Origin of the sequence: Streptococcus chenjunshii (assembly GCF_003086355.1) — a bacterium.
Lineage (GTDB): Bacteria > Bacillota > Bacilli > Lactobacillales > Streptococcaceae > Streptococcus > Streptococcus chenjunshii.
This window is the reverse complement of the sequence record NZ_CP031733.1, coordinates 2280582-2298459: the sequence shown is the minus strand read 5'-3', so window position 1 is coordinate 2298459 and position 17878 is coordinate 2280582. Positions and strand designations below refer to the sequence as shown.

Annotated in this window: 15 protein-coding genes; all 15 read left to right on the top strand. The window is 44.0% G+C overall.

Features of this window, described 5'->3' with window-relative positions:
* The first annotated feature begins 11 nt into the window (after window positions 1-11).
* The 15 genes from DDV21_RS11070 to DDV21_RS11000 all read left to right on the top strand — a co-directional run bounded on the left by DDV21_RS11070 (window position 12) and on the right by DDV21_RS11000 (window position 17816).
* A complete protein-coding gene (locus tag DDV21_RS11070) occupies window positions 12-623 on the top strand; it encodes an SIS domain-containing protein (protein ID WP_374936030.1) in 612 nt (203 codons plus the stop codon).
* Window positions 624-627: 4 nt separating this feature from the next.
* Complete coding sequence (gene dapA / locus DDV21_RS11065; protein ID WP_116877843.1) at window positions 628-1527, top strand: 4-hydroxy-tetrahydrodipicolinate synthase; 900 nt, start codon at window positions 628-630, stop codon at window positions 1525-1527.
* A 4-nt stretch (window positions 1528-1531) separates the two neighbouring features.
* Window positions 1532-2167, top strand: coding sequence for a beta/alpha barrel domain-containing protein (locus DDV21_RS11060; RefSeq protein WP_116877844.1), 636 nt, complete (start codon window positions 1532-1534; stop codon window positions 2165-2167).
* A 35-nt stretch (window positions 2168-2202) separates the two neighbouring features.
* A complete protein-coding gene (locus tag DDV21_RS11055) occupies window positions 2203-4257 on the top strand; it encodes a BglG family transcription antiterminator (RefSeq protein WP_116877845.1) in 2055 nt (684 codons plus the stop codon).
* Between the two features lie 253 nt (window positions 4258-4510).
* Complete coding sequence (gene ulaG, locus DDV21_RS11050) at window positions 4511-5602, top strand: L-ascorbate 6-phosphate lactonase (protein ID WP_116877846.1); 1092 nt, start codon at window positions 4511-4513, stop codon at window positions 5600-5602.
* Between the two features lie 386 nt (window positions 5603-5988).
* Entirely contained in the window at window positions 5989-7962 is a 1974-nt protein-coding gene (gene tkt / locus DDV21_RS11045) for a transketolase (protein WP_116877847.1), read from the top strand.
* A 79-nt stretch (window positions 7963-8041) separates the two neighbouring features.
* Window positions 8042-8179, top strand: coding sequence for a hypothetical protein (locus tag DDV21_RS11825; protein ID WP_162886322.1), 138 nt, complete (start codon window positions 8042-8044; stop codon window positions 8177-8179).
* Window positions 8180-8314: 135 nt separating this feature from the next.
* Window positions 8315-8956 carry a GntR family transcriptional regulator gene (locus DDV21_RS11040; protein ID WP_116877848.1) on the top strand — a complete coding sequence of 214 codons (642 nt, stop codon included), beginning with the start codon at window positions 8315-8317 and terminating at the stop codon, window positions 8954-8956.
* Window positions 8957-9432: 476 nt separating this feature from the next.
* Window positions 9433-10626 carry a quaternary amine ABC transporter ATP-binding protein gene (locus DDV21_RS11035; protein WP_116877850.1) on the top strand — a complete coding sequence of 398 codons (1194 nt, stop codon included), beginning with the start codon at window positions 9433-9435 and terminating at the stop codon, window positions 10624-10626.
* Between the two features lie 31 nt (window positions 10627-10657).
* Window positions 10658-12367 (top strand): ABC transporter permease/substrate binding protein, encoded by a 1710-nt coding sequence (locus DDV21_RS11030; protein ID WP_374936031.1) that lies wholly within the window; start codon window positions 10658-10660, stop codon window positions 12365-12367.
* Window positions 12368-12853: 486 nt separating this feature from the next.
* A complete protein-coding gene (locus tag DDV21_RS11020; protein ID WP_116877853.1) occupies window positions 12854-13435 on the top strand; it encodes a hypothetical protein in 582 nt (193 codons plus the stop codon).
* Between the two features lies 1 nt (window position 13436).
* Window positions 13437-13652, top strand: a complete 216-nt coding sequence (locus DDV21_RS11015) for a helix-turn-helix transcriptional regulator (protein ID WP_116877854.1) — start codon at window positions 13437-13439, stop codon at window positions 13650-13652.
* A 244-nt stretch (window positions 13653-13896) separates the two neighbouring features.
* Window positions 13897-16536, top strand: coding sequence for a DNA polymerase I (gene polA / locus DDV21_RS11010; protein WP_116877866.1), 2640 nt, complete (start codon window positions 13897-13899; stop codon window positions 16534-16536).
* A gap of 408 nt (window positions 16537-16944) precedes the next feature.
* Window positions 16945-17373, top strand: a complete 429-nt coding sequence (locus DDV21_RS11005; RefSeq protein ID WP_116877855.1) for a hypothetical protein — start codon at window positions 16945-16947, stop codon at window positions 17371-17373.
* An 11-nt stretch (window positions 17374-17384) separates the two neighbouring features.
* Window positions 17385-17816 carry a CoA-binding protein gene (locus tag DDV21_RS11000; RefSeq protein WP_116877856.1) on the top strand — a complete coding sequence of 144 codons (432 nt, stop codon included), beginning with the start codon at window positions 17385-17387 and terminating at the stop codon, window positions 17814-17816.
* Window positions 17817-17878 lie beyond the last annotated feature (62 nt).

Here is a 17878-nt window from a genome sequence, read left to right as displayed (position 1 = left end):
AGGAGGGAGTTATGACAAACGACATAGCAGAAAAACAATTGAACTATTTTACAGAAACACTGGCAGCTGAAGTCAGTCAGTTTATGGCGCAATTAGATAAGTCCAAAATTTATCAGGCTGCCGAACTTATCCTAAGTGCTAAACAGCAGGGAGGCCGTGTCCATATTACAGGTATCGGCAAACCCAGCCATGTTTCACAGTACATTGCGGCTCTCTTTTCTTCAACCGGAACCCCCAGTTATTTTTTAGATGCGACAGAAGCACTTCATGGCTCTGCCGGACAGGTTATGGGCGGAGATATTGTGATTGCTGTCTCAAACAGCGGAGAAACACAGGAGCTGCAAAGGACGGTTGGAGCTTTGAAAAAACTGGGAGTAACTATCATTGCTGTTACAGGCGGGGCATCTTCCTGGCTGTCGGAGAATACTGATTTAACCTTATTTGCTGGTGTAGAACAGGAAGGAGACTCTTTTAATAAACCTCCCAGAGCCTCAGTTGTTGTCGAAATCTTGATTTTACAAGCCTTATCGATTGTTTTACAGGAAAAAAACAGGCTTGATTTGAAACAGTACCATCTCTGGCATCCGGGAGGAGCCTTGGGCGAATCGTTAGAAAGGAAATAAAGAATTGACTATCGATGGTATCATAACAGCTATGGTCACGCCATTTGCTGCTGATGGCAGTTTTTCTGATGAAGGAATTGAAAAGTTAATCGAAAAATTAGTGGCAGGCGGTGTACAGGGTTTATTTATTCTTGGAACCAACGGTGAGTTTTACGGCTTAAGTCCGGATGAGAAATTGGCTTATGCTAAGCTTGTTGTCGAAAAAACAGCAGGCCGTCTGCCGGTTTATGCTGGGACGGGAGCTGTTGCAACTAGGGAAGTTATTGATTTAAGCAGGCGCATGGCGGATGCAGGAGTTGCTGCTGTTTCTGTTATTACCCCGTATTTTCTCTCATTGACACAAGAAGAGTTATACGATCATTATAGGGCTATTGCTCAAGCTGTTGATTTGCCGGTTATTTTGTATAATATACCGAAAAACAGCGGTAATAATTTGGAAGCAGAAACAGTAGGCCGTTTGGCTAAAATACCTAACATTATCGCTGTAAAGGACAGCAGCGGCGATCTTGAACAGCTTAAACGTTATATTGAACTGACGGCTCACGAAGATTTCTCAGTACTTGTCGGATCGGATTCGAAGATTTTAGCAGCCTTAAAACTAGGAGCCAAGGGAGCAGTTGCAGCAACATCCAATCTTTTAACCAAAACAGATGTGGGGATTTATCAGTCTTTTGCTGCAGGTCGTCTGGCAGAAGCTCAGGAACTTCAAAACAGTATCGAAGCTTTCCGCAAAGTTCTTAAATTGGCCACAGTGCCGGCTGTTTTGAAATTTTCACTCAGTCAAATTGGCATTCCTGTTGGCCAAGCGCTGGCCCCAGTACGCAGCTGCCTGACTGACCGTCAAAAAAAGGCGATTGTTCAGGTGCTAGCTGCTTATCAGGAATATGAAGGATTTATGAGGTAGTAACATGAAAAAATTAGCTGTATTAAATAAAATTGACAGCGGCAAAATTATGGCTATTGTCCGCACACAAAGCTTAGAGAGGGCTAAAGAGATTGCAGCAGCCTGTTTAGCCGGCGGTGTCAGCTGTCTGGAAATCAGTTACACTCATTTTAATGCCAGTCATTTAATTGAAGAACTGCATAAAGAATATGGAGAAGAACTGCTGATAGGGGCCGGGACGGTTCTGGACAGCGAGACGGCTTGGGAAGCGATCATGAGAGGGGCGCAGTTTATCATTGCTCCTACTTTTAAAGAAGATGTAGCGAAAATCTGCAATCGCTATCAAATCGCTTATATGCCCGGCTGCACGACCGTAACAGAAGCTGTTGCAGCCTTAGAAGCCAGTGCGGCAATGATTAAAGCCTTCCCAACATCATCATTCTGGGGGCCAAATCTGGTTGCCGCCCTAAAAACACCTCTTCCCTTTATTCCGCTTCTCTCTTCTGGCGGGGTTACTCTAGAAAATGTAGACGCTTGGCTAGAGGCCGGAGTGGACTGTATGGGAATCGGGTCTTTGCTGACCAACGGGAACGCTCACACAATTGAGGAACACGCCCGTCTGTTGCGGCAGGCTGTTAAACGATATATTAGACGTTCATAACAGCACTGCTGCAGGATGATCTAATGGAGAAGGCCATGTTAGATAAAAAATCAATCCAAATCATTAATATTCTTATCAGTGAAGAAGAAATCAGCCTAAACAAGCTCATGGCAAGGACAGGTTTATCAAAAAAACAGATTCTTTATACACTGGATTATATTAATGATTTTTTAAAGGACCATCATCAGCAAGCTTTGTCTTTACTGCAGCAGAACCTTATCTTATCTTTTAAGAATAAAGAATTTTTTATTGACTGTTTTAATAAGGAGCATTTTTTTGATGATTATCTCCTGACTGCAGAGGAACGCCGCAAATATATTTACTTTATTCTTTTTCGGAAGGGGACAGCTTATCTGTCAACCAGCGACTTCCTTGCTTCATTAAAAGTCAGTAAATCGACCGTTATGGAAGATATTAAAAAGCTGCAAAAAGAACTGTTCCCTTATCATATCCGTATTGCTAATGACAGAACTGTCGGTTATTACTTATCGGGTGATGACTATCAAATTCGTTATTTGGCAATGTCTTATATTTTAGAGGACTTATCCTCAGATTGGCAGACTTTTTTCTATGATTATTTGTTTTATAATGAAAAAATTAACGATTTAGCATCTATCAAAGCCATTTTTAGGCACTATGCTGTAGAAAAATACGGACTGTCGCTTACGGATAAGCAGCTGCTCGAAATTACCTATACTTTGACCCTGTTCAAGCCTTATCTGGCTAAGACAGCCCCTCAGGATACAGTGGGCTATACTTCTTTAAAATCATCCAAGGAATTCATGATTGCTGCAGCAGTGCTCAAAAAAATTCTGGCCCTTTCTCCCAGTCCAAAGGCTGTTGGTTTTTTGACTTCATGGATTCTGACCTTTACAACTGTATCTATCTCAGAAGCCACTTTTGACCGGACTGTTATACTTAATCTAGTCAATAAGGTCATCAATCGTTTTGAACTTTTATCCGGTATTGAATTTTATAATATTAAAGAAGTCAAAAGCAATCTGTACAGCCATTTTCGGGCGGTTCACTACCGCATGTTATATAAGATTCCGATTCTCAATAGTTTCTCAGCACGGATTCGTTCACAGTATGCCAACTTATTTCAGCTTGTCCGTTCTTCTTTAAAAGCGATTGAATCCTACTATCAATTCCCGATTCCTGATGAAGAAGTAGCTTATTTAAGCATGCATTTCATTGTAGCTATTGAAGATTACGGGATTAAAAAAGATGGAAAAAAAGTTGCGGCTGTTATTTGTCAGAAAGGTATCGGCAGTTCAAGTTTTATTTTTCAGCAGCTCAAGCTGCTTTTTCCGGATTTTCATTTCATCGGCCCTTACGACAGTCAGCATTTTTTGCAGGAAACTTCTTCGGTTGACTTGATTTTTTCAACCGAAAATAACGTTGACTTATATCAAGCCAACAAAAATATTTTTATTGTCAATCCGGCAATGACACCACAGGAACGCTATCACCTGCTCAAGAAAGTCTACAGCAGATTTGGTATCGGCCAGGTTCGCTTCCCTAAGGTAACAGACTTGATGGCTATTATCAGTAAAAACAGCGATATCAAAAATCCTGAGCAGCTCAAAGGTGAATTATATGATTATTTACTGAGCCCGGCAATTGATACAGATAAGGAAAAAGGTTCGGCCAAACCAAACTTATCAGATATTTTGCGCTTGGAATTTATTCAAAGTATTGTTAAAATATCCAGCTATGAAGAAGGCATTATTCTGGCAGCCGCTCCCTTGCTGAGAAGTAAAATCATTAAAGAGTCATATTTAAAAAAACTTTTGGAAGACTATCAGTCCGGAAAGATTATGCAGCTGACAGACCTGTTTTGTATGCCGCATGCCAGAGATACAGGCGGCAACCACTTAGGTATGAGTCTGATTGTTTTGAAAAAACCTTATGTGATAAAAGCACAGACAAAAGTTAAATACATTTTACTGCTTTCAGCACCTAAGAGCAGTGTCCATCTGTTAGCCATGAATCAGTTGCTGAAATTGCTTACCCGAAAGGATTTTTTCAAAACGCTTGACCAGTCAGCCCCTGATAAAATTTACGACTATATTGTAGCCAACCAATAATAATCCTTGAGTTACCCAGTTCCTCAAAGCGCAGACAGCTGGCTTTAATCTAATTGTAAAAGCGATAGTGCCGGTATCTGCCAGTGTTTCCCAGCTCTCCAAGTTTGTCCTGACTTCTGAGCAATGAAGGCCATTCAGCGCCTTTAGCACATTTTTGTACACATGCTTGTGTGATACTTGGTCTTTTTTGTGTCCCGTTTTGGGGCTATACTAATAGTGTAGAAAAATGTAACACTTTCAGGAGGATAAAACTATGCCAAATGTTAAAGACATTACCAGAGAGTCATGGATTTTAAACACCTTCCCGGAATGGGGAACTTGGCTCAATGAAGAAATTGAAGCTGAAGCAGTTCCAGCCGGCAATGTTGCTATGTGGTGGCTGGGCAACTGCGGCGTATGGTTCAAAACCCCTGGCGGAGCCAATGTTGTCATGGATTTATGGTCAAATCGAGGCAAACATACTAAGCAGGTTAAAGATATGGTTCGCGGCCATCAAATGGCTAATATGGCGGGAGTACGAAAACTGCAGCCTAATCTCCGTGTTCAGCCTATGGTTATCGATCCATTTGCCATTAATGAATTGGATTACTATTTAGTTTCGCATTTTCACAGCGATCATATTGATATCAACACTGCAGCAGCTATCGCTAACAATCCTAAACTCGACCATGTTAAGTTTGTCGGCCCTTACGAATGCGCTAAGATTTGGAAGAACTGGGGAGTGGATGAAGACCGTATCATTGTTGTCAAACCCGGCGACACGATTGCATTAAAAGATCTTAAAATCACTGCTGTTGAATCTTTCGACCGGACCTGCTTGGTAACTCTGCCGGTAGAAGGTGCTGAGGCTCAGGACGGAGAATTGGCAGGACTGCCTGTTACAGACGAAGAAATGGCGCGCAAGGCTGTTAACTATGTCTTTGAAACGCCTGGCGGTACGGTTTACCATGGAGCAGACTCACACTTTTCTAATTATTTTGCCAAACACGGCAAAGACTTTGATGTTGATGTTGCTATCAATAATTACGGTGATAATCCCGTTGGGATTCAAGATAAAATGACCTCGATTGATCTTTTGCGTATGGCTGAAAATCTGCGGGCAAAAGTTGTTATTCCGGTACACTATGATATCTGGTCTAACTTCATGGCTTCAACGGATGAAATTATCCAGCTCTGGAAGATGCGTAAAGACCGTCTTCAGTATCAGTTCCATCCATTTATCTGGGAAGTCGGCGGCAAATACACTTATCCTCAGGATAAAGACCTTATTGAATACCACCATCCTCGCGGCTTTGATGATTGTTTTGAAGAAGATTCCAATATTCAATTTAAGGCCTTACTGTAAATCTGTTTTTAGATTTTCCCCTTGCCTCATAAGTTTTTTCAGCAGTCAGCTGCAACTGGTTGAAGGTTTTTCGTATCCGCATGTCGCAGGATGTGCGGGTATTTTGTTAGGCTGTAGCATCTGCAGAAAGACAGAGAATCAGAATATTGTGATTTCTGCCTCAGGTTTTTTCTGACAGGGGGACGTCTGCGACATCACAGATTTCGGACTTACCGTCTATTTTCTCTTTGCGTTCTTAACGGCCTTTGTATCTTGTGAATTGAACACGGCCTAAAATCCTAGTGAAAAAGATGGCTGTCTTCGTGATGCTTAGGCATCACGAAGACAGCCCCTATTTTCATACGGATTTTTAAACGGCCTTTGTATCTTTGTTAAAGGAGAAGTTTATGTCAGATTTATCAGTTAATGCGATTCGTTTTTTGGGGGTTGATGCTATTGAAAAGGCTAAGTCCGGTCACCCTGGTGTTGTCATGGGGGCTGCACCGATGGCTTACAGTCTTTTTACTAAACATCTGCGTATCAATCCTAATCAGCCGGGCTGGCTGAATCGTGACCGTTTTGTTCTTTCAGCCGGCCATGGCTCCATGCTGCTGTATGCCTTGCTGCATTTATCAGGTTTTAAAGATCTGCCTCTGTCGGAACTGAAAGCTTTCCGTCAGTGGGGCTCTAAAACGCCCGGGCATCCTGAATTCGGCCATACAGCCGGTGTTGATGCGACGTCAGGACCCTTGGGCCAGGGGTTGTCGATGGCTGTTGGTTTAGCGCAGGCAGAACGTTTTTTGGCAGTTAAGTATAACAGAGAAGGCTATCCTATTTTTGACCACTATACTTATGTCATCGCCGGGGACGGTGATTTTATGGAAGGAGTGGCCAGCGAAGCGTCATCTTATGCCGCTAAGCAAAGTCTTGATAAATTGATTGTTCTTTATGATTCCAATGCTATCTGTCTGGATGGTGAAACCAAGGATGCCTTTACTGAAAATATTCGGGCCCGTTATGAAGCTTACGGCTGGCATACCAGTCTTGTTGAAGATGGTAATAATCTGGAAGCGATTGAGTTGGCTATTGCTGAAGCAAAGAGCGCTGCTAAACCAAGCCTGATCGAAGTCAAAACGGTTATCGGTTTCGGTGCGCCGACTAAAGGAGGCACCAATGCTGTTCATGGTGCGCCGCTGGGAAGCGAGGAAGCTGCCGCAGCCAGAGAAAACCTCGGCTGGTCTTATGGGCCGTTTGAGATTCCTGAAGAGGTCTATACTGACTTTAAAGAAAATGTTGCCACGCGCGGCAGTGCTGCTTATGATAACTGGGAAAATCTGCTGACTGGCTATCGCCAAGCTTATCCGGAACTGGCACGCGAAGTCGATGCCATTATTGCGGGCAAGGATCCGGTAACGGTTAAAGAAGGGGATTTTCCAGTTTATGAAAATGGTTTCTCACAAGCTAGCCGCCTTTCTTCACAGGATGCCATCAATGCGGCAGCAGCGGTGCTGCCAAATTTTCTCGGCGGATCGGCTGATTTAGCACATTCAAACATGACCTATATTAAGGACGATGCTCTGCAAGATGCGCAGCATCCGCTGGAGCGCAATATTCAGTTTGGCGTCCGTGAGTTCGCCATGGCTGCTGTTTTGAATGGGATGGCGCTGCATGGCGGTTTACGCGTTTACGGCGGGACTTTCTTTGTCTTTTCAGATTATTTAAAAGCTGCTATGCGGCTGTCAGCTCTTCAAAAACTGCCAGTGACTTATGTCTTCACACATGATTCTATTGCAGTTGGTGAGGATGGACCGACACATGAGCCGATTGAACATCTGGCTGGTCTGCGGGCCATGCCTAATTTGACTGTTTTTCGTCCGGCAGATGCCCGTGAGACACAAGCTGCTTGGCACTATGCCTTGACCAGCAAAGAAGGGCCGACTGCGCTTGTCTTAAGTCGGCAAAACTTAGAAGTTGAGGCGGGGTCAAGCTTTAAATCGGTTTCTAAAGGCGCCTATGTTGTTTATGAATCAGATCCGGACTTTGATATGATTTTACTGGCTTCGGGTTCTGAAGTGAATTTAGCTGTTCGTGCTGCTAAGGTATTAGCGGAAGAGGGTGAAAAAATTCGGGTCGTTTCAGTCCCTGCGACTAATCTTTTTGATCAGCAAAGCCCCGAATATAAAGAAGCCGTTTTGCCTGACAACGTTCGCCGCCGACTGGCTATTGAGATGGCTGCCAGCCAGCCTTGGTATAAATATGTTGGTTTAGACGGTGCTGTTATGGGGATAGATAGTTTTGGGGCTTCGGCGCCGGCTGCTCAAGTGATAGAAGAGTATGGCTTTACTGTAGATAATATTATAAAAATGGTTCGGCAGCTATAGGCCAAGCATTGGGAAAGAACAAGAGGCAGGCACAAAAGTCCTGCCTCGTTTTGCTTTTTTTATAGAAGAGTATAGCACAGTGGCTGATTGGAAATTCTTATCCCTTGCTGCACAAGGGACAGCCATCTCTAATCAACTGTACGGAGGCGGGACGGCAAAATCGAAAACGTCATTTTATGGCCATTTACCGATTGCTGTTCTGCTCTTTTGTTTTTGAAATGTTCACGATAAAACACTTTCGCTGCACCGCGCCTGATGTGTTCTGCTCTTTCAAACGTTATTTATTAACTTGATTATTTAGAAAAATAACCTTACAATTAAAGTATCTTCAAAACAAAGAAACGGGGGTAAAATGGCCAAAACGCATTCAAACCGTCAGCAGGCCCGCTATCAGCAGGTTGCTGTGGGGATAGCCAAGCGCATCGTTGCTGGGAAATACCGTGTTGGAGAAAAAATCAAATCTCGTTCAACTCTGGCAAGTAATTTTAATGTTTCTCCGGAAACGGCCCGCAAAGCCATCAATATTCTGGTAGATCTTGATATAGCAGAGGTTAAGCACGGCAGCGGCGTTACCATTATTTCAAGAGAGCGGGCTCAGGAATTTCTTAAGAACTTTGAGATGACGAATTCTCTCAGCAATATCAAAAAAGAAATTCGTGCTGGCATCAGCCAGCAACAAAAAGATTTGCAGCACCTGTCAAGTCTGGTGGACAGTCTGGTGTCCCAAAATAGGTTTTTGAACCAGAAATTTCCTTTTGAACCTTATGAACTTCTGCTGGAAGAAGACTGCACCAGTTTTGGAATTCCCCTTGATGAACTGAATCTTTGGCAGGCGACAGGCGCTACTGTTATCGCCATTGAGCATCAGGGAGAACTCCTGATTTCTCCGGGCCCGTATGCTGTTCTGGAGAAAGATGATCACATTTTTTTTATCGGTGATGAGCTGTCGTATTCGCGAATGCAAAATGTTTTCAACTTAGACAGCACGCGCTAGAGCAAAGATTTTTTGAATTATGGATCATGGAGGACTGACTAAATCTATGTTATTTTTATGTGTCAAAACGTTGACAGACAGTCACCTGTGCTTCAGCCATAAGTAACTTCTGCTCTGCTAGGGAAAACGCAGGATATTTAGGCTGTTTTGCGCTTCAGACGGTTGGGAATCCCTGCGGTTGGTTGACAAAAGTGACCACATATGATAAAATGGAAATGTTCTGTTGTTCATTACAACAGTTTCTTTTTTTATAAAAGTAGTTGTTTTATAACATAATAGCATTTAAACTCAGTGAAAATCAGAACAGTTAAGTCCTTCAGAAATGGATGAACAGCTGCATTTTCTGCCAGATCCTGCCCTGAGGTGCTGGTGCGGTTTCTGCGGTTTGGGGGCTTATCCTGCTTCCGGCCTGCTGTTTTGATTTTTAAGGAGTAGCAAATGATTACAAGCTTTCTGTAGAATAGGAAAGGATACAGATGGAAAACATTCTTGAAGTTAAGCACTTAACTAAAATCTTTGGGAAAAAGCAAAAAGCAGCCTTGGAAATGGTTAAACAAGGGAAAAGCAAGACAGAAATATTAGAGAAAACAGGCTGTACAGTCGGTGTTTACGATGCCAATTTTACAGTTAAAGAAGGCGAAATTTTCGTTATCATGGGGCTGTCCGGGAGCGGAAAGTCCACCTTAGTCCGGCTGCTGAACCGCTTGATTGACCCTTCTTCCGGCGATATTTATCTGAACGGCCAGGACATTGCCAAGATGAACACAGCAGAGTTGAGAGAAATCCGCCGTCATTCTGTCAACATGGTTTTTCAGAATTTCGGACTTTTCCCGCATAAAACAATTTTAGAAAATACCGAATACGGTTTGGAACTCCGCGGCGTTCCAAAAGAAGAGCGGCAGCAGATGGCTGAGCAGGCTCTGGAAAATTCTAATTTGCTGGCTTTCAAAGACCAGTATCCTGATCAGCTCTCCGGCGGGATGCAGCAGCGTGTCGGTCTGGCACGGGCGCTGGCCAATGATCCTGAAATCCTTCTGATGGATGAAGCATTTTCAGCCTTAGACCCTCTGATTCGCAAAGAGATGCAGGATGAGCTGATTGACTTGCAGGATCGTGTGCAAAAGACCATCATCTTTATTACCCATGATTTAAATGAGGCACTGCGTCTGGGTGACCGTATTGCACTGATGAAAGACGGGGAAATTATACAGATTGGGACTGGTGAGGACTTCCTGACACAGCCGGCTAATGATTTTGTCCGTGAATTTGTTGAAGATGTTGACCGTTCTAAAGTTTTGACAGCCCAAAATATTATGATTAAACCGATTACCACGAATGTGGATATTGACGGTCCTAATGTGGCTCTCAAGCGGATGGATACCGAAGAGGTCAGTATGCTTTTGGCAACCAACCGTAAGCGTAAACTGCTGGGAACCATCACAGCTGAAGCGGCTTATGAGGCCCGAAAAAACAGACGTCCTCTAGCTGACTGTGTGGACCCTGATATCCGCACAATCACCAAAGATACAGTTTTAACAGATATCCTGCCTTTGATTTACGATTCTGCCGCACCGATTGCGGTTATTGACAAGGATAGACTGGTCGGCGTTATCATCAAAGGACGGGTGATTGAAGCTCTGACCAAGCAAGGTCTTGAAGAGGGAGAATAGAAAAGTGAATTTATTACAAAACGTTGGCAATATCATACAAACTAAACTGCCGGTTGCAGACTCTGTCGACCGGATTGTTGACTGGATTACAGATGTTTTTTCCGGTTTCTTCAATGTTCTTCAGGCTATCGGCAGCGGTATTATGGATTTTATTTCAGATACACTGGCTTTTATCAACCCTTGGCTGCTGATGCTGATTATTGTGGCTTTAGCCTACGTCATCTCAAAGCGCCGCTGGGGGTTTACGCTTTTAACGGCTGTCGGTCTTCTGTATATCTATAATCAAGAGCTTTGGGGAGATATGATTAATACCTTCACCTTGGTTCTGCTCTCCAGTATTATCTCCATTGTTATCGGGATTCCTTTGGGAATTTGGATGGCGAAAAGCGAAGGAGCCAAAAAGGTCATTAATCCTATCCTTGACTTCATGCAGACCATGCCAGCTTTCGTCTATCTGATTCCTGCAGTAGCTTTCTTTGGTATTGGTATGGTGCCTGGGGTTTTCGCTTCGGTCATCTTTGCCCTGCCTCCGACTGTCCGCTTCACCAATTTGGGGATTCGGGAAATCCCGACAGAACTGATCGAAGCATCGGACGCTTTCGGAAGCACAGATGTTCAAAAATTGTTTAAAGTCGAGCTTCCGCTGGCTAAAAATACAATTATGGCCGGAATCAACCAAACCATTATGCTGTCACTGTCCATGGTTGTAACAGCTTCAATGATTGGGGCGCCGGGGCTTGGTAACGGCGTGCTCTCTGCTCTGCAGCGTGCAGAAGTTGGGGCAGGTTTCGTCAATGGTCTGGCTCTGGTTATTTTAGCGATTGTTATCGACCGTTTTACGCAAAATTTAGGCGGATCGAACAGAAGTCAAGCCAAGAAGAAAGCCAAATGGCAGAAATTTATTGCTCCAGTTCTCTTAGCCGCTTTCTTTATGACTGGGATAACGCAGGCCTTCTTAAGCAGCCGCAGCGAACAAAAAGAAAAAGTAACACTGGCATATGTGGAATGGGATTCAGAAGTTGCTTCCACTAATGTGTTAGCGGAAGTGCTGAAAGAAGAAGGCTATGATGTTGATTTGGTTCCTCTGGATAATACTGTTATGTGGAAATCGATTGCTGAGGGCAATGCAGATGCCTCTGCCAGCGCCTGGCTGCCGACAACCCATGCAGAACAGTACAAACAGTATAAAGATCAGCTCGATGATTTAGGCGCTAATTTAAAGGGAACCAGTTTGAGTTTAGCCGTTCCTTCTTACATGAATCTCACCAGTATCTCTGATTTAACAAATCAGGCTAATTCAGAAATTGTGGGAATTGAGCCTGGTGCCGGAATTATGTCCAGCACAGAAAAAGCATTGGATACGTATTCAAACCTTTCCAGCTGGAAACTGACACCTTCGTCAACCGGTGCTATGGTGACCTCGCTGGAACAAGCCATCAAAAATCAGGAAGAAATTGTCATTACGGCTTGGACACCGCACTGGATTTTTGCCAAGTATGACCTAACGATGCTGGAAGATCCCGAAGGTGTCTATGGCGGTTCTGAAGATATTCACACCATTGCTCGTCAAGGGCTGAAAGAGGACAATGCCAAGGCTTATCAGATCATTGACCGCTTTAACTGGACCGATGAGGACATGCAGTCTGTTATGCTGGATATCAGCAACGGCTCATCGCCTGCAGAAGCAGCGAAAAAGTGGATTGAGGACAATCCTGATAAAGTTGCCGAATGGACAAAATAAGACTAAACCTGTTATTTCAAACGAGGCTGGGACAAAAGTGAACTGGCCCCCAAAAGTTGGACAATTAATTATTGAAAGGATTTAGTTCTGTATTGAACAGGACTGAGTCCTTTTACTTTTTAAACAGATAAGTTTGGCGCGGTGGTTGACTGGAAGGGCGCGGCTGGCTGTCAAGACGACAAAGCCTTCAGACGTCTAGGGCTGACGGTAAGCCGGAAATCTGTGATTTCGTCTGCCCCCCTTTGCCAGAACAGCTAGGGAGCGAGACAGAACTCAGATAACAAAGTTCCCTCACTTGCAGACTGTCATTGATTCTATTTTTGTTATAAATAGTTAACTTTTTCTTGATAAAAACCGGAAAATGTGATATATTTATAACAGAAAAGAAAAAAGCTTTATGGAAGGCAGGCGCGGCGATGTCATCCATCAGCTGCTTTAACAGATAGGCTGCTATAAGCCAGAGAAAAGCTAGAAAGGAATGTTAACATGAAATACTTCACATCCATCATTATTCCTTGGCTGTCAACCATGTTCATTATTTGGATACTGACTCCTCCGAGTCAGCCGTCATGGATTAAACATCTTGTATTTCTGATTACTATGCTGCTTCAGCTGATCTGCTTTTTTATCATACTAAAATTACAGCTATTCCAAAAATCAGAAGTTCAGAGAGAGCCTTTTTTTGGCTTAACAGAAAAGCTTTACACTATCACCATCTTTACAGCTTTTGCTGTTTACATTAAGGGTCTCTGGGCACTTACGCCGGATACTGATCCTGTCTGGATAAAGCACGTGTTTTTAGGTCTTGGCTTAGCTGTTTTTGCCGGGCTGACGCTTTACTTCGCCTTTAAAAAGGTCGATGAACTGCCTGATGATCGTTTTTACACCAATTTAGCAAAGGCGGCCTGCTTCACTTTGCTGTTAGTGCTGCTCAGTTTCATTGTGCTAAGTCTTGTGACTTTCTTTAGGCCTTTTACGTTGACTGCTGGTATGGTTCTCATTTTCAGCGCTGCGATGATCTTCATTTTTGACCTTGCTTTTTATGTCTTTGAGAAGCGAGGTGGTTAAAGTGGCCAATATTTTAACAAACCTCAAAGAGCTGCGCAAGGCCAGAAAGCTGAGCCAGCAGGATCTGGCCCAGCTGGTCGGCGTTCGGCGGGAAACCATAGTGCATTTGGAAAACAACCGCTACAATCCCTCGCTTGAGCTGGCACTGAAAATCGCTGCGGTTATCCAGCTGCCTGTAGAAGATATTTTTCGTTTAAATGAGGATAAGGACAGTTAGGTCAGCTTATCTTTCACCGGAAATGTTTTGGTCTGTTAAACGTTCAGTTTGAAGGGCACCCCAAAGATTAGCTGTAAGCTCTCACTTTTGGGGTGTTTTTTTACAAAAGTGAAAAATGAACCGAAGCACTGAGTTTCAGATTTCTGCAGCCGGCTGCAGTGACGGTCAGTATTTCATTGAAGATTTACGGCAGACTAAAAACTTGAAAATGAGTTTCTGCCCTTTAGTATGTTATAATAGCATTATGAACGATAAGAAGAAAAAACTGCTTTTAATCGATGGTTCTTCCGTCGCTTACCGGGCTTTCTTTGCCCTTTATAATCAGATCGACCGCTTTAAGAACCGCTCCGGTCTGCATACGAATGCCATTTACGGCTTTCACTTGATGCTGAATCATTTGCTTGAACGTCTGCAGCCGACTCATGTCCTGGTGGCCTTTGATGCTGGGAAAACAACCTTTCGGACAGAAATGTTTGCGGATTATAAGGCCGGACGGGCTAAAACGCCGGACGAATTCCGTGAACAGCTCCCTTATATTCGTGATATGCTGCGGGGATTAGGGATAGCTTTCTATGATTTGCCGAATTATGAAGCGGATGATATTATTGGCACTCTGGATAAATTAGCTGAAAACGGGGAGCAGTATGAGGTCACTATTGTCAGCGGGGACCGCGATCTCATCCAGCTGGCCGATAATAATACGGTTGTTGAGATTTCAAGAAAGGGAGTGGCGGACTTTGAACAGTTTACTCCCGCCTATCTTAAGGAAAAGATGGGAATTACGCCTGAGCAGTTTATCGACCTTAAAGCCTTAATGGGTGATAAATCTGATAATATTCCCGGTGTAACTAAAATCGGAGAAAAAACCGGCCTGAGACTACTGAGCGATTACGGCAGTCTGGAGGGCATCTATGACAATATTGAATCCTTTAAAAGGTCGAAAATGAAAGAAAACCTTATCAATGATAAGGAGCTGGCTTTTCTGTCCAAACAGTTAGCCACAATCAATACGGAAGCGCCGATTGCTATCGGTCTTGAAGATATTGTTTATGAAGGTCCTCACAATGACAGGCTGCTTAAATTTTATGACGAAATGGAATTTAAGCAGTTTAGAGCGGCTTTGGATGGGGACACTGCCCAAGAAAGTTTTGAGGCCGCTTATACTGAAGTGAACGACCTGTCTGCCTCAATGTTTGCAGATAATCAGTTTTTCTACTTTGAAGTGCTTGGAGAAAACTATCATATTGAGGATATTATAGGTTTCGCCTGGGGGAATGACCAGGCTATCTATGCCTCGGCTGATGTGGCTTTGCTGAAGGAACCGCTTTTTAAAGAAGCACTGTCACGGCCGATAAAAACCTATGATTTCAAACGCAGCAAAGTCTTGCTCAGCCGTTTGGGCATTGACCTGCCTCAGGCCGCTTTTGACAGCCGTCTGGCTAAGTATCTGCTGTCAACAGTTGAGAATAATGATATATCCACGATTGCCCGCCTTTATACCAGCCTGCCGCTGGAGACCGATACCGCTGTTTACGGCAAGGGGGTTAAACGGGCTGTTCCCGAAAAAGACATTCTGCTTGCGCATTTAGCAAAGAAGGTCAAGGTTCTGCAGGATTCCGAAAAAGTCATGCTGGCTCAATTAGCAGAGCATGAACAGCAGGATTTGCTCTTTGAAATGGAACTGCCCCTGGCTGACGTTCTGGCTAAAATGGAAATCACCGGTATTGCTGTCCAAAAGGCAACATTGCAGGACATGGAGACAGCTAACCAAAAGGCCATTGAGCAGCTGACACAGGAAATCTATGACCTGGCTGGAACAGAGTTCAATATTAATTCCCCTAAACAGCTGGGAGAAGTCCTTTTTGATAAACTTCAGCTTCCGCTGACTATGACCAAGAAGACCAAGACGGGCTATTCTACAGCAGGTGATGTTTTAGAGCGGCTGGCGCCTATTTCACCGGTTGTTTCGAAGATTTTGGAATACCGGCAGATTGCTAAGTTGCAGTCTACTTATATTGTGGGGCTGCAGGACTTTATCCAGTCTGATGGCAAGATTCATACTCGCTATCTGCAGGATTTGACCCAAACTGGGCGTTTGTCCAGTGTTGATCCGAACTTGCAGAACATCCCGATTCGCTTGGAGCAGGGGCGGCTGATCCGCAAAGCTTTTGTCCCGTCCGAGGAGGATGCTCTGCTGCTGAGTTCTGACTATTCACAGATTGAACTGCGGGTCTTGGCGCATATATCACAGGATGAGCATTTGATTGCCGCCTTCAGGGAAGGCGCAGATATCCATACTTCTACGGCTATGCGGGTTTTTGGCATTGAAAAACCTGAAGATGTCACGCCAAATGACCGCCGCAACGCAAAGGCCGTCAATTTTGGCATCGTTTACGGGATTTCTGATTTTGGGCTGGCCAACAATCTGGGCATTCCGCGCAAGCGGGCCAAGCAGTATATTGATACTTACTTTGAGCGCTATCCGGGGATTAAGCATTATATGGAAACCGTTGTACGTGAAGCTAAGGATAAGGGTTATGTAGAAACCCTCTTTAAACGGCGCCGGGAGCTCCCTGATATCAATTCCAGAAATTTCAATATCCGCAATTTTGCGGAGCGGACAGCAATAAACTCGCCTATTCAGGGCAGTGCTGCTGATATTTTAAAGATTGCTATGATCAATCTTGACCGCGCTTTGGCTGCTGCTGATTTAAAGAGCAAGATGCTGCTGCAGGTTCACGATGAGATTGTGCTGCAGGTACCAAAAGACGAGCTGGAAACTGTTAAGCGTTTGGTGAAAGAAACCATGGAGACAGCTATTGAACTGTCTGTTCCTCTGGTTGCTGATGAAAGTGCGGGGCAAACTTGGTATGAAGCTAAGTAAGCTGCTGTAGGCCCGGTTTGCTAATGTTTCATACGGATTTCTTAATGGCCTTTGTATCTTGGTGAATTGAACACGGCCTAAAATCCTAATGAAAAAGATGGCTGTCATCGTGATGTAAGCAGATTGCTAAACAACCCTAGCCGTAGCCGTCTGAAGGCTTTGTCGTCTTGACAGCCGACCGCACCCTTCTAGCCGTCTTGGCAGAGGTGCGTCTGCGAAATCACAGATTTCGGACTTACCGTCATTTTCATACGGATTTCTTAACGGCCTTTGTATCTTGGTGAATTGAACACGGCCTAAGCTCTTTGCAAAAAAGACAACCCTTCCTTGAGTCTTTAGTGACTCGGCGGTCAGGTTCCTATTTTTGCTGTGAGCTTTTAACGGCCTTTGTATCTTATTGGGGGGATTATGTCTGAAAATAAGGCAGAAAAGCTTGATGTCGAAAAAAAGAAAGACTGGGAACGGCTGCTGATTAAAGAGCGGCTGCTGGATCTGAAAGAAAGAGTCAGGCAGGTAAAATTGGATAGTTACCAAAAGACAAGAAAGTCTGTTTTTAGGACATACTATGAAACGCTGCCGGCTATTCAAAAGATAAGTGCCTACGCCCAAAGCACGCACAACGACCTTTTGAGCAAACAGGTGCAGGAAGCACAGGGGCACATGATAAAGATAATAACTGATTTTGATAAAACGCTGGAAGAGGTCAAGCGGGAAAAGTACCGGCTGGAAGAGGAGCAAGGCTATATCCGTTTCCAAAAGGAGCAGTTCTTAAAAAGGGAAGGTCTGACCTTGGCTATGATGGAAGAATTGTGGCCGGCTTCTAAAAGAGAGCAGTAAGGAGAACTATTATGGCTTATACTTTTCAAAATCCTGATGAGCAGGTGATTAAAGACTATTTACAGGCAGCTGAGACTATCGCTGTTGTCGGGCTGTCTGATCGTGAAGAAACAGCGGCTTACAAGGTGTCACAGGTCATGCAGGCAGCCGGCTATAAGATTATTCCGGTCAATCCCAGAATGGCTGGGGATGAGATTTTGGGAGAAAAAGTCTACGCTACCCTGCAGGATATTCCAGTGCCTGTTGATATTGTTGATGTTTTCCGGCGCAGTGAGTTCCTGCCGGATGTCGCGCGTGATTTTATAGCGGCAGATGCTGATATTTTTTGGGCTCAGCTGGGGCTGCAAAATGAAGAAGCTGAAAAAATTCTGCGGGATGCCGGCCGAGACAAAATTGTCATGAATAAATGTATTAAGGTAGAGTATTTAAATCTTCTTGCTTAGTACTGCAGTCGAACAAATGAGGGGAGAGCCGTTTTACCGGTTTTATATTGTTCAGTCTGTCC

What these genes read in the sequence shown, in the direction of transcription:
- polA (WP_116877866.1), top strand. Translation starts at nt 13,897, where the DNA reads ATGAACGATAAGAAGAAAAAACTGCTTTTAATCGATGGTTCTTCCGTC.
- tkt (WP_116877847.1), top strand. Translation starts at nt 5,989, where the DNA reads ATGTCAGATTTATCAGTTAATGCGATTCGTTTTTTGGGGGTTGATGCT.
- DDV21_RS11035 (WP_116877850.1), top strand. Translation starts at nt 9,433, where the DNA reads ATGGAAAACATTCTTGAAGTTAAGCACTTAACTAAAATCTTTGGGAAA.
- DDV21_RS11060 (WP_116877844.1), top strand. Translation starts at nt 1,532, where the DNA reads ATGAAAAAATTAGCTGTATTAAATAAAATTGACAGCGGCAAAATTATG.
- DDV21_RS11005 (WP_116877855.1), top strand. Translation starts at nt 16,945, where the DNA reads ATGTCTGAAAATAAGGCAGAAAAGCTTGATGTCGAAAAAAAGAAAGAC.
- DDV21_RS11040 (WP_116877848.1), top strand. Translation starts at nt 8,315, where the DNA reads ATGGCCAAAACGCATTCAAACCGTCAGCAGGCCCGCTATCAGCAGGTT.
- DDV21_RS11070 (WP_374936030.1), top strand. Translation starts at nt 12, where the DNA reads ATGACAAACGACATAGCAGAAAAACAATTGAACTATTTTACAGAAACA.
- DDV21_RS11020 (WP_116877853.1), top strand. Translation starts at nt 12,854, where the DNA reads ATGAAATACTTCACATCCATCATTATTCCTTGGCTGTCAACCATGTTC.
- DDV21_RS11000 (WP_116877856.1), top strand. Translation starts at nt 17,385, where the DNA reads ATGGCTTATACTTTTCAAAATCCTGATGAGCAGGTGATTAAAGACTAT.
- DDV21_RS11055 (WP_116877845.1), top strand. Translation starts at nt 2,203, where the DNA reads ATGTTAGATAAAAAATCAATCCAAATCATTAATATTCTTATCAGTGAA.
- ulaG (WP_116877846.1), top strand. Translation starts at nt 4,511, where the DNA reads ATGCCAAATGTTAAAGACATTACCAGAGAGTCATGGATTTTAAACACC.